The organism is Embleya sp. NPDC056575 (genome assembly GCF_042793325.1).
Lineage (GTDB): Bacteria > Actinomycetota > Actinomycetes > Streptomycetales > Streptomycetaceae > Embleya.
This window is the reverse complement of record NZ_JBHTVA010000001.1, coordinates 14,684-32,435: the sequence shown is the minus strand read 5'-3', so window position 1 is coordinate 32,435 and position 17,752 is coordinate 14,684. Positions and strand designations below refer to the sequence as shown.

General features: G+C 72.1%; 16 protein-coding genes. 9 read left to right on the top strand and 7 right to left on the bottom strand.

Annotated features, from left to right (window positions below):
- Nucleotides 1-19: 19 nt before the first annotated feature.
- The 3 genes from ACFRCG_RS00145 to ACFRCG_RS00135 all read right to left on the bottom strand — a co-directional run bounded on the left by ACFRCG_RS00145 (nucleotide 20) and on the right by ACFRCG_RS00135 (nucleotide 3,472).
- Nucleotides 20-1,114: an NAD(P)/FAD-dependent oxidoreductase gene (locus ACFRCG_RS00145; RefSeq protein ID WP_380026976.1), complete on the bottom strand. Its 1,095-nt coding sequence runs from the start codon at nucleotides 1,112-1,114 to the stop codon at nucleotides 20-22.
- Nucleotides 1,111-2,463, bottom strand: coding sequence for a lysine N(6)-hydroxylase/L-ornithine N(5)-oxygenase family protein (locus ACFRCG_RS00140; RefSeq protein ID WP_380026974.1), 1,353 nt, complete (start codon nucleotides 2,461-2,463; stop codon nucleotides 1,111-1,113). Before ACFRCG_RS00140 ends, ACFRCG_RS00145 begins: the two co-directional genes overlap by 4 nt.
- A gap of 847 nt (nucleotides 2,464-3,310) precedes the next feature.
- Nucleotides 3,311-3,472: a hypothetical protein gene (locus tag ACFRCG_RS00135; protein WP_380026972.1), complete on the bottom strand. Its 162-nt coding sequence runs from the start codon at nucleotides 3,470-3,472 to the stop codon at nucleotides 3,311-3,313.
- Between the two features lie 333 nt (nucleotides 3,473-3,805).
- Here ACFRCG_RS00135 and ACFRCG_RS00130 point away from each other — a divergent pair, with 333 nt between their 5' ends.
- The 4 genes from ACFRCG_RS00130 to ACFRCG_RS00115 all read left to right on the top strand — a co-directional run bounded on the left by ACFRCG_RS00130 (nucleotide 3,806) and on the right by ACFRCG_RS00115 (nucleotide 8,620).
- Nucleotides 3,806-3,958 carry a hypothetical protein gene (locus ACFRCG_RS00130; protein WP_161500921.1) on the top strand — a complete coding sequence of 51 codons (153 nt, stop codon included), beginning with the start codon at nucleotides 3,806-3,808 and terminating at the stop codon, nucleotides 3,956-3,958.
- 146 nt (nucleotides 3,959-4,104) lie between these two features.
- Complete coding sequence (locus ACFRCG_RS00125; protein ID WP_380026970.1) at nucleotides 4,105-6,033, top strand: hypothetical protein; 1,929 nt, start codon at nucleotides 4,105-4,107, stop codon at nucleotides 6,031-6,033.
- Complete coding sequence (locus ACFRCG_RS00120; protein WP_380026968.1) at nucleotides 6,030-7,319, top strand: hypothetical protein; 1,290 nt, start codon at nucleotides 6,030-6,032, stop codon at nucleotides 7,317-7,319. Before ACFRCG_RS00125 ends, ACFRCG_RS00120 begins: the two co-directional genes overlap by 4 nt.
- Nucleotides 7,316-8,620, top strand: a complete 1,305-nt coding sequence (locus ACFRCG_RS00115; protein WP_380026966.1) for a cupin — start codon at nucleotides 7,316-7,318, stop codon at nucleotides 8,618-8,620. The genes ACFRCG_RS00120 and ACFRCG_RS00115 overlap by 4 nt, the downstream gene beginning before the upstream one ends.
- Here the strand turns inward: ACFRCG_RS00115 and ACFRCG_RS00110 are convergent.
- Entirely contained in the window at nucleotides 8,607-10,103 is a 1,497-nt protein-coding gene (locus ACFRCG_RS00110) for a sensor histidine kinase (RefSeq protein ID WP_380026964.1), read from the bottom strand. The genes ACFRCG_RS00115 and ACFRCG_RS00110 overlap by 14 nt on opposite strands.
- Nucleotides 10,097-10,831 (bottom strand): response regulator transcription factor, encoded by a 735-nt coding sequence (locus ACFRCG_RS00105; RefSeq protein ID WP_380026962.1) that lies wholly within the window; start codon nucleotides 10,829-10,831, stop codon nucleotides 10,097-10,099. Before ACFRCG_RS00105 ends, ACFRCG_RS00110 begins: the two co-directional genes overlap by 7 nt.
- A 214-nt stretch (nucleotides 10,832-11,045) precedes the next feature.
- Here ACFRCG_RS00105 and ACFRCG_RS00100 point away from each other — a divergent pair, with 214 nt between their 5' ends.
- The 3 genes from ACFRCG_RS00100 (at nucleotide 11,046) to ACFRCG_RS00090 (ending at nucleotide 13,876) form a co-directional block, all read left to right on the top strand.
- Nucleotides 11,046-13,265: an MMPL family transporter gene (locus ACFRCG_RS00100; protein ID WP_380026960.1), complete on the top strand. Its 2,220-nt coding sequence runs from the start codon at nucleotides 11,046-11,048 to the stop codon at nucleotides 13,263-13,265.
- Nucleotides 13,259-13,393: a hypothetical protein gene (locus ACFRCG_RS00095; protein ID WP_380026958.1), complete on the top strand. Its 135-nt coding sequence runs from the start codon at nucleotides 13,259-13,261 to the stop codon at nucleotides 13,391-13,393. Before ACFRCG_RS00100 ends, ACFRCG_RS00095 begins: the two co-directional genes overlap by 7 nt.
- Before the next feature lie 84 nt (nucleotides 13,394-13,477).
- Entirely contained in the window at nucleotides 13,478-13,876 is a 399-nt protein-coding gene (locus ACFRCG_RS00090) for a hypothetical protein (protein WP_380026956.1), read from the top strand.
- A gap of 90 nt (nucleotides 13,877-13,966) precedes the next feature.
- Here the strand turns inward: ACFRCG_RS00090 and ACFRCG_RS00085 are convergent, their stop codons facing one another.
- Complete coding sequence (locus ACFRCG_RS00085) at nucleotides 13,967-14,863, bottom strand: sigma-70 family RNA polymerase sigma factor (protein ID WP_380026954.1); 897 nt, start codon at nucleotides 14,861-14,863, stop codon at nucleotides 13,967-13,969.
- 102 nt (nucleotides 14,864-14,965) lie between these two features.
- Here ACFRCG_RS00085 and ACFRCG_RS00080 point away from each other — a divergent pair, with 102 nt between their 5' ends.
- Nucleotides 14,966-15,427, top strand: coding sequence for a carboxymuconolactone decarboxylase family protein (locus tag ACFRCG_RS00080; RefSeq protein WP_380026952.1), 462 nt, complete (start codon nucleotides 14,966-14,968; stop codon nucleotides 15,425-15,427).
- Between the two features lie 152 nt (nucleotides 15,428-15,579).
- Here ACFRCG_RS00080 and ACFRCG_RS00075 read toward each other — a convergent pair whose 3' ends face one another.
- A complete protein-coding gene (locus ACFRCG_RS00075; RefSeq protein ID WP_380026950.1) occupies nucleotides 15,580-16,359 on the bottom strand; it encodes an alpha/beta fold hydrolase in 780 nt (259 codons plus the stop codon).
- 188 nt (nucleotides 16,360-16,547) lie between these two features.
- Between ACFRCG_RS00075 and ACFRCG_RS00070 the strand changes: the two genes are divergently transcribed.
- Nucleotides 16,548-17,522, top strand: a complete 975-nt coding sequence (locus ACFRCG_RS00070) for a S1C family serine protease (protein ID WP_380026947.1) — start codon at nucleotides 16,548-16,550, stop codon at nucleotides 17,520-17,522.
- Nucleotides 17,523-17,752 lie beyond the last annotated feature (230 nt).

Sequence of the window (17,752 nt, the reverse complement as noted above, 5' to 3'; positions counted from 1 at the left end):
GACGGCTCCTTCACTTCGATCACGCGTGCGCAGGAATCGAGGACAGGTCCAGCAGATCCGCGGCCTGCGCCGCGATCGCCGGGGCGAGCCGATATCCGGACCCGTTGGCGGCGCCGGCGAAGACGACGCGTCCGCCGCCCAGCGCCCGCACCTGCGGTTCGCCGGTGGGGCTGTACGCGTCGCAGAACACCCGTCCCGAGACGCGGTGTTCGGCGAACGCCGGGGCGTGGCGGCGCAGGCTCGCGCGCGCCTGGTCGACGTCGTCGGCGGACAGGCCACCGGCCAGGTCGTCGGGATCGACGTCCCAGGTCGTACAGGTGTAGCTGAACAGCCAGTGCCCCGAGGCGTGCAGCGGCAGCAGGAAGGCGTCCTCGTCGTGGAAGACGACAGCCCGGTCGGTGCGGGTCGGGACCCGCTCGACGTGCAGGGCGACGATCTTCTTGACGCGGGCGCCCAGCGGGGCCAACAACTCGCGCCAGGCGGGTTCGGCGAGCCAGGGTCCCGGAGCCAGCACGACCCGATCCGCGGTCACCGTCTCGCCGGTGCCGAGGGCGAGTTCGACGCCGTCCGGGCCAGGGCCCGGGTGGCCGACGGCGCGCAGCGTGTCCACGTGCACACCCTCGCGCAGGGTCACCCGTGCCCGCAGTTCCCGGATGAGGTCGTGGACCAGCGTGTATACGTCGGCGTACTGGGCGCCCCGACAGTCCCAGACCCGCGCGTGCTCGGGAAGTCGCAGGTCGGGCGGGCCGGTTCGGCCCTCGGGAGGGTCGATGGGGGTCAACTCGGCGCTGTCGAGGTAGATCTCGCGCACGCGTGCCGCGTTCGCGGGGGAGGCGACCACCGACATCGGCACCGCGTGGATCGGCAACGCGGGTGCGGCGTCCTTGAGTTCGGCGTAGTACCGCTGGCTGTACGCCGTCATTTGCCGTACCCGCTCCGTCGCCCCGCGCGGACAGTGCAGTCCGGCCGACCGCCGGCTCGCACCGGTACCGACGGTGTCCCGGTCCAGGAGCAGGACGGACGCCTCCGGAGCGCGGGCGACGATCTCCCGGGCGACCAGGCAGCCGACGATTCCGGCGCCGACGACCGCCACATCGGCGTGTTCCCGGCTCACAGGGCGTCCAGGTCGTCGACGGGCGGTTTGGCGGACCACTCCACGAACGACGGCAATTGTTCGTCGGAGCCCACCCCCAGAAGCCGGTCGAGGATGCGCCGGCTGCGCCAGGCGGTCAGGCTCAGATTGGGATCGGCGAGGCCGCGCTGACCCCGTGCCGCGTTCTGCATGAAGATGAGGCGATCGCGCGGCCCGTCCCATTGCACGGCGAAATCCCGGTCGATGCGATACTCGTCGCCCTCGCGTTCCAGGCGGCTTTCGATCGGCGCGAGGAATTCGGTCGACGCCGGACGGAATCCGGTGGCCCACACGATGGTGTCCACATCCACGTACTCGACCACACCCGGCCGGTCGTTGTGGCCCATCTCGATGGTCCATCCGCCGGACTCGTTCCCGCTCACGTCGGTGACCCCGCGATTGGGCAGCAGCGCCAGCAGATCCTGCGTGCCCTCGATGAAGCGGTGTTCGTAGCAGCGCTGGTAGATCTGCCGCAACGTCGACTCGGAGATGCCGTCGCTGCTCAGCACATGACGACTGTTGAGCGACTCGCGGACCGCCCGGTCCACCCCGGCGAAATACTCCGAATAGCTGGGCGTGTAGTACTCGTTCGTGAACGGCGAGTCGTCGATGGGAAAGTAGTTCCCGCGCCGCGAGATCCAGGTCACGCGCCGGGGTAATTCCTGCGGCGCACGGGATATCAGATCCAAGAACGCCTCGGCCCCGGACTGACCGCCACCGACCACGGCGACCCGCTTTCCGGCGAGTCCGGGGCGTGTTCCGTCGATGAAGTCGCTGACGTGGAACTGGGTGTCGCCGAGTTTGTCCCGGGCATGCTCGGGAACCCACGACGTGGTGCCGACACCGACGCAGATGTTCTCCGCCGTCACGGTGCGCCGGCCGGTGTGCACGACGAACATGCCGCGCGTGTCGTCGAACTCCACGGCAACCACTTTTTCGCCGAAGACGATGTTCTCGTTGCGTCGGCTCGCCCACTCCAGATAATTCCGGAATTCCCGGCGGGGAACCGCGTCGTACTGCGCGTTGATGAAGTGGTAGATCTTGCCCTGCTCGTGCAGATACGAGAGGAAGGAGAACCCGTTGGTCGGGTCGGAGAGGATGACGAGATCCTTGAGCAGCGACACCTGTAACGACGCGCCGGGGATCTGCTGATTGTCGTGCCAACCGAACCGCTCCTTCTGGTCGAGAAAGAGGTTCGGCGTCTCCGCGCGCCCGTGCAGCAGTGACGCCAGGCTCAGGTTGGCGGGACCGACTCCGATGCCGACACAGCGGTACTGCGCCGACTGGGGTTCGATGTTTCCCGAAACACGGTTTTCGACTGGTTTCCCCACGGCTCGACGACACTCCCAGCACTCGCGCAGGACTGGTCATCCGGCGAAATCCCCGTTGGACGCGCGTAACACGCGTGACGGCCGGGGACAGCCCCGGGCGTCGGGAACGGCACGCACGGAGCTTCACGACGGATGCTTCTCGGAGGGGTGGCCGCCGGGCACCGCGGTGGTCGAACGATGGTCCGCGGCGCGCGTCGGGCGGTGACAAGTGGTCGGATGGTGCGCGCACGAGATTCCCTGCCGGCCTGTTCTCGAATTCCGAGAATCGGCGGTAGGGACGCGAAGGCCCGGCCCCGGCTCGTCCGGTCGATGTCGACCGGAGGAGAGGGCGTCGGCTTCGCGGGGAAGCTTCGGAATGGCTAGGGTTCAGCTATTCTATTCATTTCGATTTAACCGAAGGTTCGGGTCATCAAATTTTCCCGTGCGACTTCGCGCGGACTGATGACCGGGATTGACTGTATAGCAGGCCGGTCGGCTTGGCTAGTGTGTCGCGCCGAATCCGGCGGAAGATCGATTACCTGTCGATCGCAGAAAACGCGAAGATCGTATTCCGTTTCCCCAGTCTGTGACAACTGCCGAGATGGTATTGATCGGCTTGTTTGCCTTGGATATCGGCGGGTGTATGCGCAGGTCGGGCCATGGGTGGGCGAATTTGATCATCGCCGGCCGACGGGATCGATGAAGATCGATGCGCGCATTTTTGGCGACGGCATATCGTCGCGTTCCCGAGGGAGGGGAGTCCTCGATTTCGGGATCGTCCGGGTGCCGGCTCGGCCGGGGCGGACGCGTGAAGTGTGGTCCGGGCGCTCGTCGAGCCGGCGATGCCGCCGTGCTCGGTGCGCGTGGATCAGGTACGTACGGCCGTCGCCGGCGTGGCGCTCTGCCGCGCGGCGTGCTCCGGGCGTGGCCGGCTCATCACGCGGGCGAGGTACCGGCCCAGGGACAACAGCGCCCAGAGCGGTACCCCGAGGAGGGTGAGGGCGAGGAACAGGCCGCCGATGAGGAACATGAATCGGAAGTATGCCGGACGAGATGGGGCACGTCACCCTCTTCGGGTCGATCGACTCGGCTCCGCCCCGGGACCGACGCCCTCCCCGACCCCGACGGACGGTCCGGAAGGGCGATTTCCGGCCTGCCGGCAGGTCCCGCCCGCCGGCCCCGGGCCCGCCGTCGCCGACCGGGAAACGGGTCCGGGCCCGGTCGGACAAGTGTCCGGAATTCGACTGCCGTCCTCAGGAATTCCCGCCAATGATGAGGTCTGTCGGCGGGTATGCGGGCCTCTCCGGCCGTGATCGACACGCCGACCCACCCCTCACCGAAAGCACACGGAAGGGAGATTGCGATGGAATTGCGCGGCGGTACGGAACTCCGCATCGAATCGGCCGACGAGGACGAATCGTTCGACATTCTCGTGGGTGACCTGGAGTTCGAACTCGTGGACGACCGGCTTCGTCCTCCGACGAGCTGTACCCACTACGGGTACTGCCCGGCCTGAGGCTGAGCCCGCACGTCGGATGCCGTGCCCGAGGGTGCGGCATCCGGCGTGTTCCGGCGGATCCGACGCCCGGAACCGCACATCCCGACCCGAGGCCGACCCGGGTTTCGCCCGAGCCCCGCCCCGTCACGGAAGGACGATTCGTCTTGGCCACCACGCTGCCGGTTCCCGTGCTCGACCGGCTGATCCGGCATGTACGGGAGGGCGGCGCCCAGGAGGTGTTCCCGCCCGTCGTCACCGACGGACCGGCCGAAACCCTGGCGCCCGACGAAGCGTTGGGCGGTGTCCGGGACGCCGAACAGGTGGCCGCGCTGCTCGCCGAGGACCGGTTCGCCCCCTTCCGGCGCGCGATGGAGCGACTCGACGCCTGGAGCGTGCGCGCCGCCGCCGGCGTCAGCGCCGACCTCCTGGCGCCCGGCGTACTCGACCCGGTCGACTCCGCGCTGTTCGGCCCCACGCTGAGCGCGATCTTCACCGCGTGCCATCACTCCCCGACGGAGGTGGCCGAACGCCTGGCGGATCTGCGCGTCACCCAACTACAGGCCGCGCTCGACCTGTTCCTGGTCCGCCTGGGCACCGACCCGGGCGCACCGAACCGGCCCCGGGATCCGCGCCTGGCCGGTCCCGTCGTCGAACTGCGCGCGCACGGCGCGGAAACCCACAACGGCGGACTGCGAGTGCTACGACTGGCGTTCGCGGGCGGCGGCGCGCTCGCGTACAAACCGCGACCGGCGAACGGCGAAGCCCTGTTCCTGGCCGACGGCCCGATAGGGGAGGACGGGCAACCCGCGGAACCGGGCGGCCTGTTCGAGCGGATCAACGCACTGCCGGAAGCCGCCGGACCGGTGCGACTGCCGACCCTGGCCACCTGGAGCGGCAGCGGTCCCGGCGCGCGCGGCTACAGCTGGCACGAATGGATCGAAGCACCGGCCGAGCAGGGTCCCGTCCGCGTCGACGGCACGACCACGATGACCGGTACGGTCCTCACCCCCGAGCAGGCGCGCCGCTTTTGGCGTCGGGCCGGCAACCTCGCCGCGACCTGTGTCGCCTTCGGCATCTCCGATCTGATCGGCGGCAACGTCCTGGCCGGAGCGCGCCCGCACCGGGCGCACGACGAACCCATGCTGTACCCGGTGGACCTGGAGTGCTACCTCACCGGATCGAGCGGGCTGCGCGCCACCGGCCTCCTGGGCCCGGCCCCGTCGCCCGCCGAGGCCACCGCCGACGACTTCGAATATCCGCCCGGGCTGGAGGACACCGCCGACTGGCGGGCCCTCGAGGGCGGCGCGCTGGTCTGGCGACGCGCGGCCGACGGGACGCTGCGACTGCTGCCCATGGACCGCCCGCCGACCCGCACGGTGGTCCCCTCCGCCGTCGCGGACACCGAGGGCGGGTTCGGCCGCGCGCCCCACCTCCTGTCGATGCTGCGCGGCATGTTCGACGCCTGGACGCTGCTGTGTCGGCACCGCGAGGCGGTGCGGCGCGAACTGGAACCCCGGGCGCGCCGGGCGTACATCCGCATCGTGCCGCGCCCGACCGCCGACTACGCCCGGGCCATCGACGCCCGACTGCGCGGCACCACCGCGGAACGTTATCCGGACGGCGAACCCTTCGGCGTCGACGAGAAGGCGCAACTGAGCCGCTGGGACGTGCCCTACTACTTCTGCGCGGCGGCCCCCGCCGACGGCGACCCGGCCGCCCCCGGCGCACCGCTGCTCACCATGGCCCCGGCGCCGGAGCCCTTCCTGGCCACGCCCGTTCCGCTTCGGGAGAGCCCCGAGGCGGAGGTCCCCGAATTCCCCACGGCCGGACTGCACCGCTACGCCGACCCCACCCTGGCCGCGCTCGGCCCTGCCCTGCGCGACGCGGTGGTCGGTGTGATCGAGCAACTGCCGGACACCCGAGCCCTGGTGGACCCCGCACTCGGGGTGACGCTGCGCTGGTCCGAGGGCGGTGCCGACGGTCGGGTCGACTTCGACTGGCCGAGGGCGGGCCGGCGGATCGGCTACGAGTGGTCCGGCGGCACACTGCGCATCCACCTGGTCGGGCTCGACACCCCCACGGAGGCGTCGTGAGCGGCACGGCCACCGGAAACGCCGAAACGACCGGGCCGCCGGCCCCGACCGGCGGGCCGACCGACGAGCGGAGCGGGGCCGACTGGCGGGACGTCTGCGCCCGCGCCTGGGATCGCGAACCGGCCCGCGCATCGCGCGTCGTGCCCCCGATCGACGCGGTGACGGCCTTCCGTACCGCCACCGCGATGAGCGGCCCGTTCCGCGCCGGAGCGCGCCCCCGGTCGGTGTCGGCCGTGCGCTTCTTCACCGTCGACGGCCGACTGGCCGCCCCCGGCGCCCTGCTGCCCACCGAGGACGACCACGACCTCGATCGTTACGCGGACCGGCTCGACGACGAACTCGACGGCAAGGGCTGGCTGCTGACGATCCGGCACCCCTTCGTCCTGGACTTCCCCCGCTGGGCGCGGGCCCGGGACGCGCTGGCCGGACTGTGGTCCAGGATCGGGTGGCCGGCACTGCCGCTGACCTCGGAACTCTGCTTCGGCCACGACTTTCGCACCCCACCACCCGCGCCCGGGACGGACGTGCTGACCTGGGTACTCGCCGGCACCCATGGGCGCGACGCCGGCGCGGGCGAGGTGCTGTACCACCCGGCGGCGGCCGTGGAGCCGGACGGGGGCGAGGAGTTCACCGATCGGGCCGCCGTGTTGCGGATCACCGTACCCACCGATCCGACCACCGCGCTCCCGGCCGTACGCGGCGTGCTCCAGGACCTGATCCGCCGGGATCCGGTGGCCGCCCAACCGATGCCGTACCTGCCCTATCCGCCGCCGGAGAACGCGGACGGCTCGACGCCGCCGATCGCCGAGTTCGCCGAGGTCGCGCGGGTGCTCGGCCGGGTGGCGGGCGACCCGGACGGCGAGTTGACCCGCACGGTGCGCCGCCGCTGGGCGGCCCGACGCACGGCGGCCGGCCTCGAACCGGTACCCGAACCCCGCTCCGCCACCGCGCCCGGCCCCGGCACCGAACCGGCCGTCGACGCCCGCTCGCGATTCCGGCTCGCCGCGGAGGTCCTGCGGGTGCCCGAAGGCCCCGCGGCGGAAGTATGGGCGGTCAACGGGCTGTTGCTCCCGGTACGCGGCGCACTGGCCCCGCGTGTCCTGGCCGCCCTGGACCGGCGGCGCACCAGCGACCTCGCCGAGGTGTGCGCCGACGTGGGCGTGACCGGCCACACCACCCGCGAGGAGGGCGTCCTGACCCTGCTGCGTGTGCTGTACCGGGTGCGCGCCATCGAATCGGCGGCCGAGGCGGACACGACCGAAACGACGGCGGGGGAACCGACATGACCGACCGCACCGGTGGCGTCGACGTCATCGACGGGCTCGACTGGGACCTGATCGCCGACCGCTACTGGGACCGCCGCCCGGTCCTGATCCGCCTCCCGGGCGGCCCGTCGGTCCACCCCTTCCGCCCGGACGACGTGTTCGGCTCCGCCGTGGCCGCCACCGCCGCCAACGCCGCCGGGGAGATCCCCAAACACGTGCGCTTCGCCGTCGACCGCGACCTCAAATCCCGCCCCGACGGCTGGTTGCCGCTCGCCGAGGACGACTCGCTCGACGGCTACGCCACACGCCTCGCCGAACGCCTCGACGGCCGCCGGTACTCGCTGACCGTGCAGGCGTTCCACGCCTTCCACCACCCGCTGTGGCGCCGCGAACGGGCTTTCTACGACGGCGCCTTCCGCCGCTTCGGACTGCCGCTGAGCAGCGCCATCACCACGATGTTCCACGGCAACTACGAGCACACCCAGATCGGCGCGCACAAGGACCGGTTCGCGTCGTTCATGTTCGCCCTCCAGGGCCGCAAGGTGATGCGCTTCTGGCCGGAGCGGCCGTGGACGGAGGCGGTCACCTCGGTGCTGGACTACGAGCGCTACCTGCCGGGTTCGTTCGCGGTCGAGGTGCACGCGGGCGAGATGCTCTACTGGCCGTCGAGCCACTACCACGTGGGGGAAAGCGCGCTCGACGACACCCCCGCCACCAGTGTGAATGTCGGCCTGCCCCGCGAGTTCACCCGCGCCGCCTTCGAGGTGGCGGAGTATCTGACCGACCCCACTCCCGAGTCCATGCTCAGCGAGGAGATGGAGACGGCCGGACTTCCGCCGCTCGCGGGACCGTCGTGGGCGTCGCCCGACGGGGTCGAGGAGTCGCTGTCGGCAGGCGTGTTGCCCGCCGCGCTCGACCAGGCGGTGGACTTCTTCCGCCGCGGCGCGAACGAGGAGGCGGCCCGCGAGTGGGTGGCGACACTGTCGCTGCGCCGCTGGACGGCCGGCGGCTTCTTCCCCGCGCCGCCGCCCGCGCCGCACCGGTCGCTGACCGACGGGGTCGCCGTCGGGCTGCCCGCCGACGAGCCGGTGCGTTGGCAGGACATCGGTGCGGTACGGATCGTCGCCGCGTGCGGGCACACCACGCGTACCCCCCTGCCCGCCGAGGCCCTGGCCCGCCTGCTCGCCGCGCTGCGCGCGCCCGCACGGCCCCCGCGGGTCGGCTCGCTGCTCGACGAACTGCCCCCACCCGCCCGGGAGGACGGCAGGCGCCTCCTGGAGGACCTGACCGGTTTCCACGCCCTTACCGTCAGGGGGGATTGAAGCCGCGGATCGGCCCGCCCGTCCCACCGACCGGGCCCGCCTCCCACCCCGACCCCGCCTCCGCGTTCGTGTCCGCCTCCGCCAAGGCGGGCAACCGCACCTCGACCACCGTCCCCCCGCCGGGCGCCGGGCCGATCGTGATCGTGCCGTGGTGCATCTCCACGATCGCCGCGACGATGGACAACCCCAGACCGCTGCCGCCCTGGGTGCGGCTGCGGCTCTTGTCGGCCCGATGGAACCGGTCGAAGACGTGCGGCAGATCGGCGGCCGGGATGCCCGGGCCGCGGTCGCGGACCGTCAGCAGCACCTCGCCGCCGGCGGCGCGCAGTTCGACCTCGGCCGGGGTGTGCGCGGGCGTATGCATCCTGACGTTGCCGAGCAGGTTGGCCACCAGTTGCCGCAGTCGGTCCTCGTCCCCGAGCACGCTCACCCGGTCCTTGTCCGGCAGGCCTGTGCGGGTCAGCGGTCGGTCGGGCTCGATCGCGGCGGCGTCGCGGCAGGAGTCGGCGACCACCCGGGTCAGGTCGACCGGTTCCAGGTCGGTGTCCTGTTCCTCGTCCAGGCGCGCGAGCAGGAGCAGTGCCTCGACCAGGCCGTTCATCCGGCGTATCTCGGCACGCATCCGGCTCACCGCGTCGTCCACAGCGGCCCGGTCGGGCAGCGCGCCCCGCTGGTACAACTCGGCGTATCCGCCGATGGATTGCAGCGGATTGCGCAGTTCGTGCGAGGCGTCGGCGACGAATCGGCGCAACCGTTCCCGGGAGGCGTCCCGGGCGGCCAGCGCGGCCTGGATCCCGTCGAGCATCCGGTCGAGCGCGATGGCCAGCCGGCCGACCTCGGTGCGCGGGCCGATCAGCGGATCGTGCACGCGTTGTGCGTAGTCGCCGGCGGCGATCGTGTCGGCGACCCGGGCGGCGCGCTCCAGCGGCCGCAACTCCCGCCGCACGAACAGCGCGGCGAGCAGGGCCAGGGTCGGCAGCGCGATGCCGACGGTGGCCAGCACGACGTAGAGCGCGTGGTCGGCCGCCGCCTCGGTCTCGCGCACGCTCAGCGCGATCAGGGCGGTGCGCCCGTCGGTCAACGCCTGTACCCGCACCCGGAAGCTCTCCCGCGACCCCGGCCGCGCCGAGCCGGTCGTGAACGTGGCGCCACTCGCGGGCAGCGGACCGGTCAACCTCGGTCCCGGGCCCTGGGGTTGCCGGTGCACGACGGCCAGTGCGACGTACAGGCCGCCCGGGTACTCCAGCCACACGCCCGGATCCAGGCTCATCGGCGCGTTGCTGCGCTCGCGGGTGTCCAGTGCGCGCAACGCGGCGGCGGTGGTGTCCAGTTGCTCGTCCAGGCGATCGAACAGCGACTCCCGGAGCACCCCCACGGTCACCGCGGCGCAGGTGTTCAGCACTACCGTGCACACCACGATGATCACCACCACCAGACGGCGGTGCAGCGGTTGGGTGCGGATCCCGGCGCGCAGCCTCAGCACGGCGGGGTGCGCAGGCAGTAGCCGACGCCGCGCCGGGTGTGGATCAGCGGCGGACTCTGCCCGTCGTCGATCTTGCGGCGCAGGTAGCTGATGTAGGTGGCCACCACGGTGTCGTCGCCGTTGAAGTCGTAGGACCAGACGTGTTCCAGGAGCCGGGCCCGGGTCAACACCCGATCCGGGTGCAGCATCAGGTAGCGCAGCAGGCGGAATTCGGTGGGGGACAGGTCGATGTGCCGGCCCGCGCGGCGCACCTGGTGGGCGGAGGAGTCGAGTTCGAGGTCGGCCACGCGCAACACGTCGCCGCCGGGGTCGGCGCGGCGGGTACGCCGCAGGACCGCCTCGATGCGCGCGGTGACCTCGTCCAGTCCGAAGGGTTTGGTGATGTAGTCGTCGCCGCCGGCGGTCAGCCCGCGCACCACGTCCTTGCGGGTGTCGCGTGCGGTGAGGAAGACCACGGCGACGGGCAGGCCGTCGGCGCGCAGCCGGCGCAGCACCTCGAAGCCGTCGCCGTCGGGCAGCATGATGTCGAGCAGGACCAGTTCAGGCAGGAAGTCGCGGGCCACGGTGAGCGCTTGCCGTCCGGTTCCGGCGGTGCGCACGTCGTAGCCGACGAAGCGCAGGAACCGGGTGACGGTGTCCACGATCGCGGGTTCGTCGTCGACGACCAGGAGGCGACCGCGCTCGGTCGGCGGCGCGGACGAACCGGCCGATGGGTCCGCAGTGTTCATCTGGTTCCTTCTCGATGCGCGTTTCGCCGGACGGGCGGGCCCCGGTCCGGTACCAGCGTGGCCCACGAACCGGCGTGCATTCCATGGGAGTCGTGTGTGAATGGGGCCTTTCGCGGCCCGGTTCGCGGGGGTTGCCAGGTGGTCGGCTCCTAGCGTGGACGCGGTCGGGTCGACCCGATCCCATCCCCGTGCCGTATCCGTCCGGGAGTTCGTGATGTCCTCGCTGTTGTATCGCCTCGGCCGTTTCGCCTATCGCCGCCGCCGGTTCGTCATCGCCGCCTGGGTGCTGATCCTGGTGGCCTCGGCGGCGTCCGCACTCACCCTGATGAAACCTTTCACGTCACGCAACGACATCCCCGGCACGGAGTCGCAGCGCTCCCTCGACGTGTTGCGCGAGCGTTTCCCGACCGCCGACGGCGCCGAAGGCCGGATCGTCTTCCGCGCGCCGAACGGGGACCGGATCGACGCGGGACCGGCCCGCGCCGCGGTCCTGGCGGCCACCGAACAGGCCGCGGGCGTCCGCGGGGTGGCCGCCGCCGAGGCCCCCTACGAGGCCGGCGCGGTCTCCGCCGACCACGGCACCGCGATCACCGCGCTGACCTTCGCGGCGAAGCGGCCGGAGGACGTGCCGGCGTCGGTGCGCGACGCGGTGGCGGAGGTCGCCGAGCGGGCGCGGGGCGCGGGGTTGACGGTGGAACTGGGCGGCGAGGCGTTCGTCGAGGAGACCGCGCCGTTCGGCGTCGCCGAACTGGCCGGACTGTTCGTCACGTTGGGCGTGTTGGTGTTCGTCTTCCGCTCGTTGCGGGCCGCGGTGGTGCCGCTGGTGACCGCGCTCGTCGGGGTCGCGGTGGGCGTGCTGTTGGTGCTCGCGGGCGGGCATTTCGCGACCATGGACAGCGGTTCGCTGACCCTGGCGTTGATGCTGGGACTGGCGGTGGGGGTGGACTACGCGCTGTTCATCGTCTCCCGGCACCGTGATCAGGTCCGGGCGGGGATGGAGCCGGCGGAGTCGGTGGGACGCGCGGTGGGTACGGCCGGGACGGCGGTGGTCTTCGCGGGCGCCACCGTGGTGATCGCGCTGTCCGCGCTCGCCGTGGTGCGCATCCCGTTCCTGACCGTGATGGGAGTGGCGGCCGCGGTCACGGTCGTGGTGTCGGTACTGGTGGCGCTGACCCTGCTGCCGGCGCTGCTCGGGGTGCTGGGCGCGCGGGTGGCGTCCAGTGCGATCCCGGCGCTGCGGCGGGCGGCGGATCGGGCCGACGGGGCCGGCGGGTCCGGCCGGGCCGAGGGACGGGCGGCGCCGGGCACGCGGTGGGTGGGCGTGGTGACCCGCTCGCGGTGGGTGGTGCTGCCGCTGGGCGTGGCCGGCCTGGCGCTGTGCGCGCTGCCCGCCCTCGACCTGCAACCGGGGCTGCCCAAGGACCGCGGCGATACGACCGCGGTGCGGGCGCAGCGGCTGATCGACGCGGGCTTCGGCCCCGGGTACACCGGCGCGCTGGTGGTGGTCGTCCAGGGTTCGCCGGCGAGCGCGATGCCGGCGGCCGAGATGCTCGCCGCGAAGGCGGCCACACTCGCCGACGTCGCCTCGGTGGCCAAGCCGGTGCCCGACGCGAGCGGCGGGACGGTGATGGTGAACGTGGTGCCGGCCGCCGGGCCCGACTCGACCCGCACCCGGGACCTGCTCGACGACATCCGGCACGCGCGCGACCCGATCGCCGGCGGCACCCGGACCCGGATCGACGTGACCGGCGATACGGCGGTGGATCTGGACGTGGCGGGCAGACTCGCCGCCGCGCTGCCGGTGTACTGCCTGGTGGTGATGGGTCTGGCCGTCCTGCTGCTCACCGTGGTGTTCCGGTCGGTGGTGGTGCCGGTGAAGGCGGCGCTGGGCTTTCTGCTGTCGGTGCTGGGCGCGCTCGGCGCGGTGGTCGCGGTCTTCCAGTGGGGCTGGGCGTCCGGGCTCGTGGGACTGGCCGGCACCGGGCCGATCGTGAGCTTCCTGCCGATCCTGCTGATCGGCATCCTGTTCGGCCTGGCCATGGACTACGAGGTGTTCCTGGTCTCGCGGATGCGCGAGGAGTACACCCACGGGCGGCCCGCGCTCGACGCGCTGCGGGTGGGCTACGGGCACAGCGCCAAGGTGGTCGCCGCCGCCGCGTTGATCATGGTGTCGGTGTTCGGGTCGTTCGTGTTGTCCGACAACGTGGTCGTCAAGGGCATGGGCTTCGCGCTGGCCGCGGGCGTGTTGTTCGACGCGTTCGTGGTCCGGATGACGCTGGTGCCGGCCGCACTGGCGGTGCTCGGTGCTCGGGCCTGGTGGTTGCCCTGGGCCCTCGACCGGTTCCTGCCGGACGTGGATGTGGAAGGCGCCGGCCTGGCGCGCCGTCTCGACGGCGCCGGCGCCGTGCCGACGGAGCGGGTGCCCACGTGCTGAACGAGACCCGCTTTCCGCGGTACGGACCGGGGTGCCACATCGCCCTCGGCGACCTGATCGACGTCGCGGAATCGAGCGACGGATCGGATGTGGTGGACGTGCCGCGGGTGCGCTACGGGGGCACCTGAGGCGGGTACGCCCGGCGGGCGGCCCCGACGCCCGATGGGAACACGCGTTCGAATTCGGGTTCGATCGGGGCTACCATGATCGGCATGACCGAGCCACCGGACGTCGACGCACTGGAGGCGTCGTTCTCCGGTGGCCGAGCGACCCTGGGGCAACGCGTCGACGCCACCCGCGCGCAGGCGGCCCGCGCCGGCGCGGGCGCGGAGACGCCGCAGCACACCCGGCCCGGACCGCCGCCACCGGCGGAGGGCACGTGGGTGTGGGTCCGGCAGCCGGAGGACCGCGGCGTACTGCTGTGTCGTGTGGTGCGCTGGGAGCGCACCGCGTCCGGCGCCTGGGCGCTGCGCGTCGACCTGCCGATCTGGGCCGGATACCGGGTCCCGGGCGGGTACGAGATCGACGGGTCGCACCACTTGCAGATCGCGCCGACGCACGCGCTGATCGAGATCCCGGGTCAGGACTACAGCCGCATCCCGCGCCCGTAGGGCGTACCCGCGTCACAGCGACCCGTCGCGCGTCGGCGGGCGGCGCGGAGGCCGAAGGCCCTTCGCACCGCCCGCCGTGGGGCGATCCGGTCAGCCCGTGAGCACGCTCAGGTCGATCCCGGCCAGCCGCTCCGGGTCGGTGAGGATGTCCAGCGAGGTGATCCGCCCGTCCTCGATCGTGAACGCCATCACCGACAGCGGCGTGCCGTCGGAGGCCAGTGAGACCACGCCCGGCGTGCCGTTGATCAGCGCCGGAAGCGCGATCTGGGCGAAGCGGGCGAAGGTGATCGCCTGCGACGCGACCTCGGCCGCACCGCGCCGGACCAGGCTCGGACGCAGCGTTCCGCCGTCGGAGCGGGCCACCACCTCGGGGTGGAGCACGGCGACCAGGGCCTCGAAGTCGCCGCCGCGCGAGGCGGCGAGGAACGCGTCGACCACCGCGCGCCGCCGACCCGGATCGGGCTCCGGCGCGGGCGAGAGGCCCTGGACCCGGCGCCTGGCCCGACTGGCGAGCTGCCGGGTGGAGGCGAGCGTACGGTCCAGGACCGGGGCGATCTCGTCGAACGGCACGCCGAACATGTCGTGCAGGACGAGGGCCAGCCGCTCGTCGGGGGCCAGCGTCTCCAGCACCACGAGCAGCGCGATGCCGACCGAGTCGGCCAGCAGGATCTCCTGCTCGGGATCCATGCCGTCGGGACCGCTGACGATCGGATCGGGCAGGCGCACGAACCCGTCGTCGTCCTGCAGCGGATCCTCCCGGCGCGCCGTCCGCGACCGCAACATGTCCAGGCACACCCGACCGACCACCGTGGTCAGCCAGCCGCCCAGGTTTTTCACCTCGGAGACGTCGGACCGACTCAGCCTCAACCAGGCGTCCTGAACCGCGTCGTCGGCCTCGCCGAGCGAGCCCAGCATCCGGTAGGCCACCGCCCGCAGATGCGGCCGGGTCTCCTCGAACCGCTGTGCCAGGAAATCTTCTTCGCTCACCCGTCACATCTCCGTCGGCCGTTTCGTCAGTGCAGTGAAGGACGATAACCGGCCGGTACTCGAACGAACCGACCGCCCACGATCGAGAAGGAAGAAGACGTCATGAGCGCTCGGATGAAGAACCCCGCCATGGTCCTGCCGGACACGATGAAGGGCATCCAGTCCATCTACAAGGCGATGTACTCCGGCGGCGTGGCGCAGGAGGTCCTGGAACTGGTCCACCTGCGCGCCAGCCAGATCAACGGCTGCAGCGCCTGCGTGTTCGCCGGCGTCGCCGGCGCCAGGAAGGCCGGCACCACCGACGAGCGGCTGCACGCCGTCGCGGCCTGGCGCGAGGCCCCCTTCTTCTCCGACGCCGAGCGCGCCGCACTGGCCCTGACCGAGGCATCCACCCGGCTCGCCGACCACAGCGGCCAGGCCGTACCGGACGCGCTGTGGGACGAGGTCGCCGACCACTTCGACGAGCGGCAGTTGTCCGCGATCATCCTGATGATCTCGATCACCAACTTCTTCAACCGGATCAACACCACGATCGAGGAGCCGGCCGGCGCCTCCTGGGGCTGAGCCGTCGCGGCGCGGGGCGATACCCGGGATCCCGCGACGGTCCCGGGGCCGACACCACGCGCGGAGGGCGTGCGTGGTGTCGGCGGAACGGGGGTCGAAGGCGTGTTTGCGGACACACCTTCGACGGTCGCCCGGGACGTGCGGGGCAGGGCTCAGGAGCCGACGGGCAGGAACGCGTCGAGGATCGGGAGCAGCAACTCGGCGCGCCCGGGCACGCCCATGTGTGTGGTGTCCGGCAGGACCGCGAGCCGGGACGAGGGGATCGACGCGTGCATGAACGCGGCGTGTTCCACCCGGATGAAGTCGGTGTCGCCGATCACCAGGAGGGTGGGCGCGGTGATCGCGCGCAACTCGTCGTCGGTCCATTCGGTGAAGCCGTGCGCGACGGGCTGGAGCTTGGCCAGGGTGGCCTCGAAGGCGGTCGGGTCGGGGGCGACCCGGGCGTACGCCTCGACCATCGCCTTGAAGTCGGCCTCGGTCGGCAGGCGCGGCGAGGTCTGCTCGGGGGCGGAGATCTCCGGGAAGTAGCCGTCGTGCCGACAGTGCGTGGCCAACAGGGCCAGCCGGTTCACCCGTTCCGGCGCGCGCACCGCGGCACGCAGCGCGGTCAGGCCGCCGAGGCTGTAGCCGAGCAGGTCGGCCCGATCGATGTCGAGGTGGTCGAGCAGCGCGATCACGTCGTCGGCCAGCACCTCCAGCGACATCTCGCGATCGGTGTCGGCGGTGTGCCCGTGCCCCTGCAACTCGACGCCGATCACCCGCCGGTTCGCGGCGAGCGCGGGCAACAGCGCGCCGAAGGACAGGTCGATGGTCTGCGCCCCACCGTGCAGCAGAACCAACGGCGGCGCGGCTCCCTCGACACCGTGCTCCTCGTAGTACATCCGGATCCCGTTGACCGGCGCATAGCCGGCGGTGCGTGCACTGATCGTCATCCCACTGCTCTCCTGATCCTCGTCCGAGTGATTACGCGACGTCACACTCATTGGACCGCCGGGGCCGGCAAAACTCATCGCGGGCTCGCGAGTGTGCGGGTACGCGGACGGGTCGCGGGGCCGGGTTTTGGGGTGGGCTTGGGGGTGTTCTCAGGGGGTCTTCATCCGCGGGATCGAGAGTCTCGGGTATGACGGAAGACAATGCGGGGCGTGCGCAGTCCACCGGGAGCGAGACGCGGACCCCGGGTCGGCGGCGGTTGAAGCGGGCCTTGCCGGTGCCGGTGGTGGCGGCCGTGGTGGCCGGTCTGGTCGGCGGGTTGTCCGGGGTGGTCGTGGTGCGCCACTTCGAGGACTTCGACCACGCGCCGCCGGCGGCGATCGGCGGGGCGCCGGTGCGGAACGCCTCCGCGGGCGGCGGCGCCGGGTCGGTGTCGGCCGTGGCGGCGGCCGTCCGGTCGAGTGTGGTCGAGTTGCGGGTCACCTCGCGGCGCGGCTCGGTGACGGGTTCGGGGGTGGTCCTGGACACCGCCGGTCGGATCCTGACCAACGATCACGTGGTGGCCGGGGCGGGTCCCGGCGGCCTCACGGTGGTCTTCGCCGACGGTCGCACCGCCGCCGGCACCGTTTCGGCGAGCGACGCCGCCCACGATCTCGCGGTGGTCCGGGTGAGCGGTGTCGGCGGCCTCACCCCGGCCGTGCTCGGCGACTCGGCGTCGTTGCGAGTGGGCGACGGCGTGGTCGCGTTCGGGTCGCCCCTCGGCCTGGGGGGCACGGTCACCTCCGGTGTGGTCAGCGCGCTGAACCGGCCCATCACCACGTCCGGGGAGAGGGCGGTCGTGCCCGACGACGCGAGTGGCGTGCGTAGCTCGCCCATCGCGGCGACCGACTCGAACACGGTGACCTACCCGGCGATCCAGACCGACGTCGCGTTCGGCTCGGGCAGTTCGGGCGGCCCGCTCGTCGACCTGTCCGGCCGGGTCGTGGGCATCGACTCGGCCATCTACGACACCACCTCCGAGGGCGGCGACGACCTGCCCCGGGGCGGGATCAGCGGTGGCGGCGGGATCGGCGCCGAGGCGGACGCCGGCGGTGTCGGCATCACCTTCGCGATCCCGATCGATGTGGTCAAGACGTTCCTGAGCACCCTCGGCCCCGACGCCTGACACCGCCCCCGGTCGATCGTGGACCAGCGCACCGGCACCTCCACGTCGCCGTCGCGGTCGAACTGCAGCCCGGTCCAGCGCCGCTCCTCGGCGAGCGTGGTGACACGGACGGCCTCGATGCCGGCCACGACACGGCGGCCCGCCACGACGACCGAGGCGCCGGGCGGCGGATACGCGCGAAGGAACCCGTTCGGAGCGGGCCGCGTCCATTCGCCGGATGTGTCGACGGA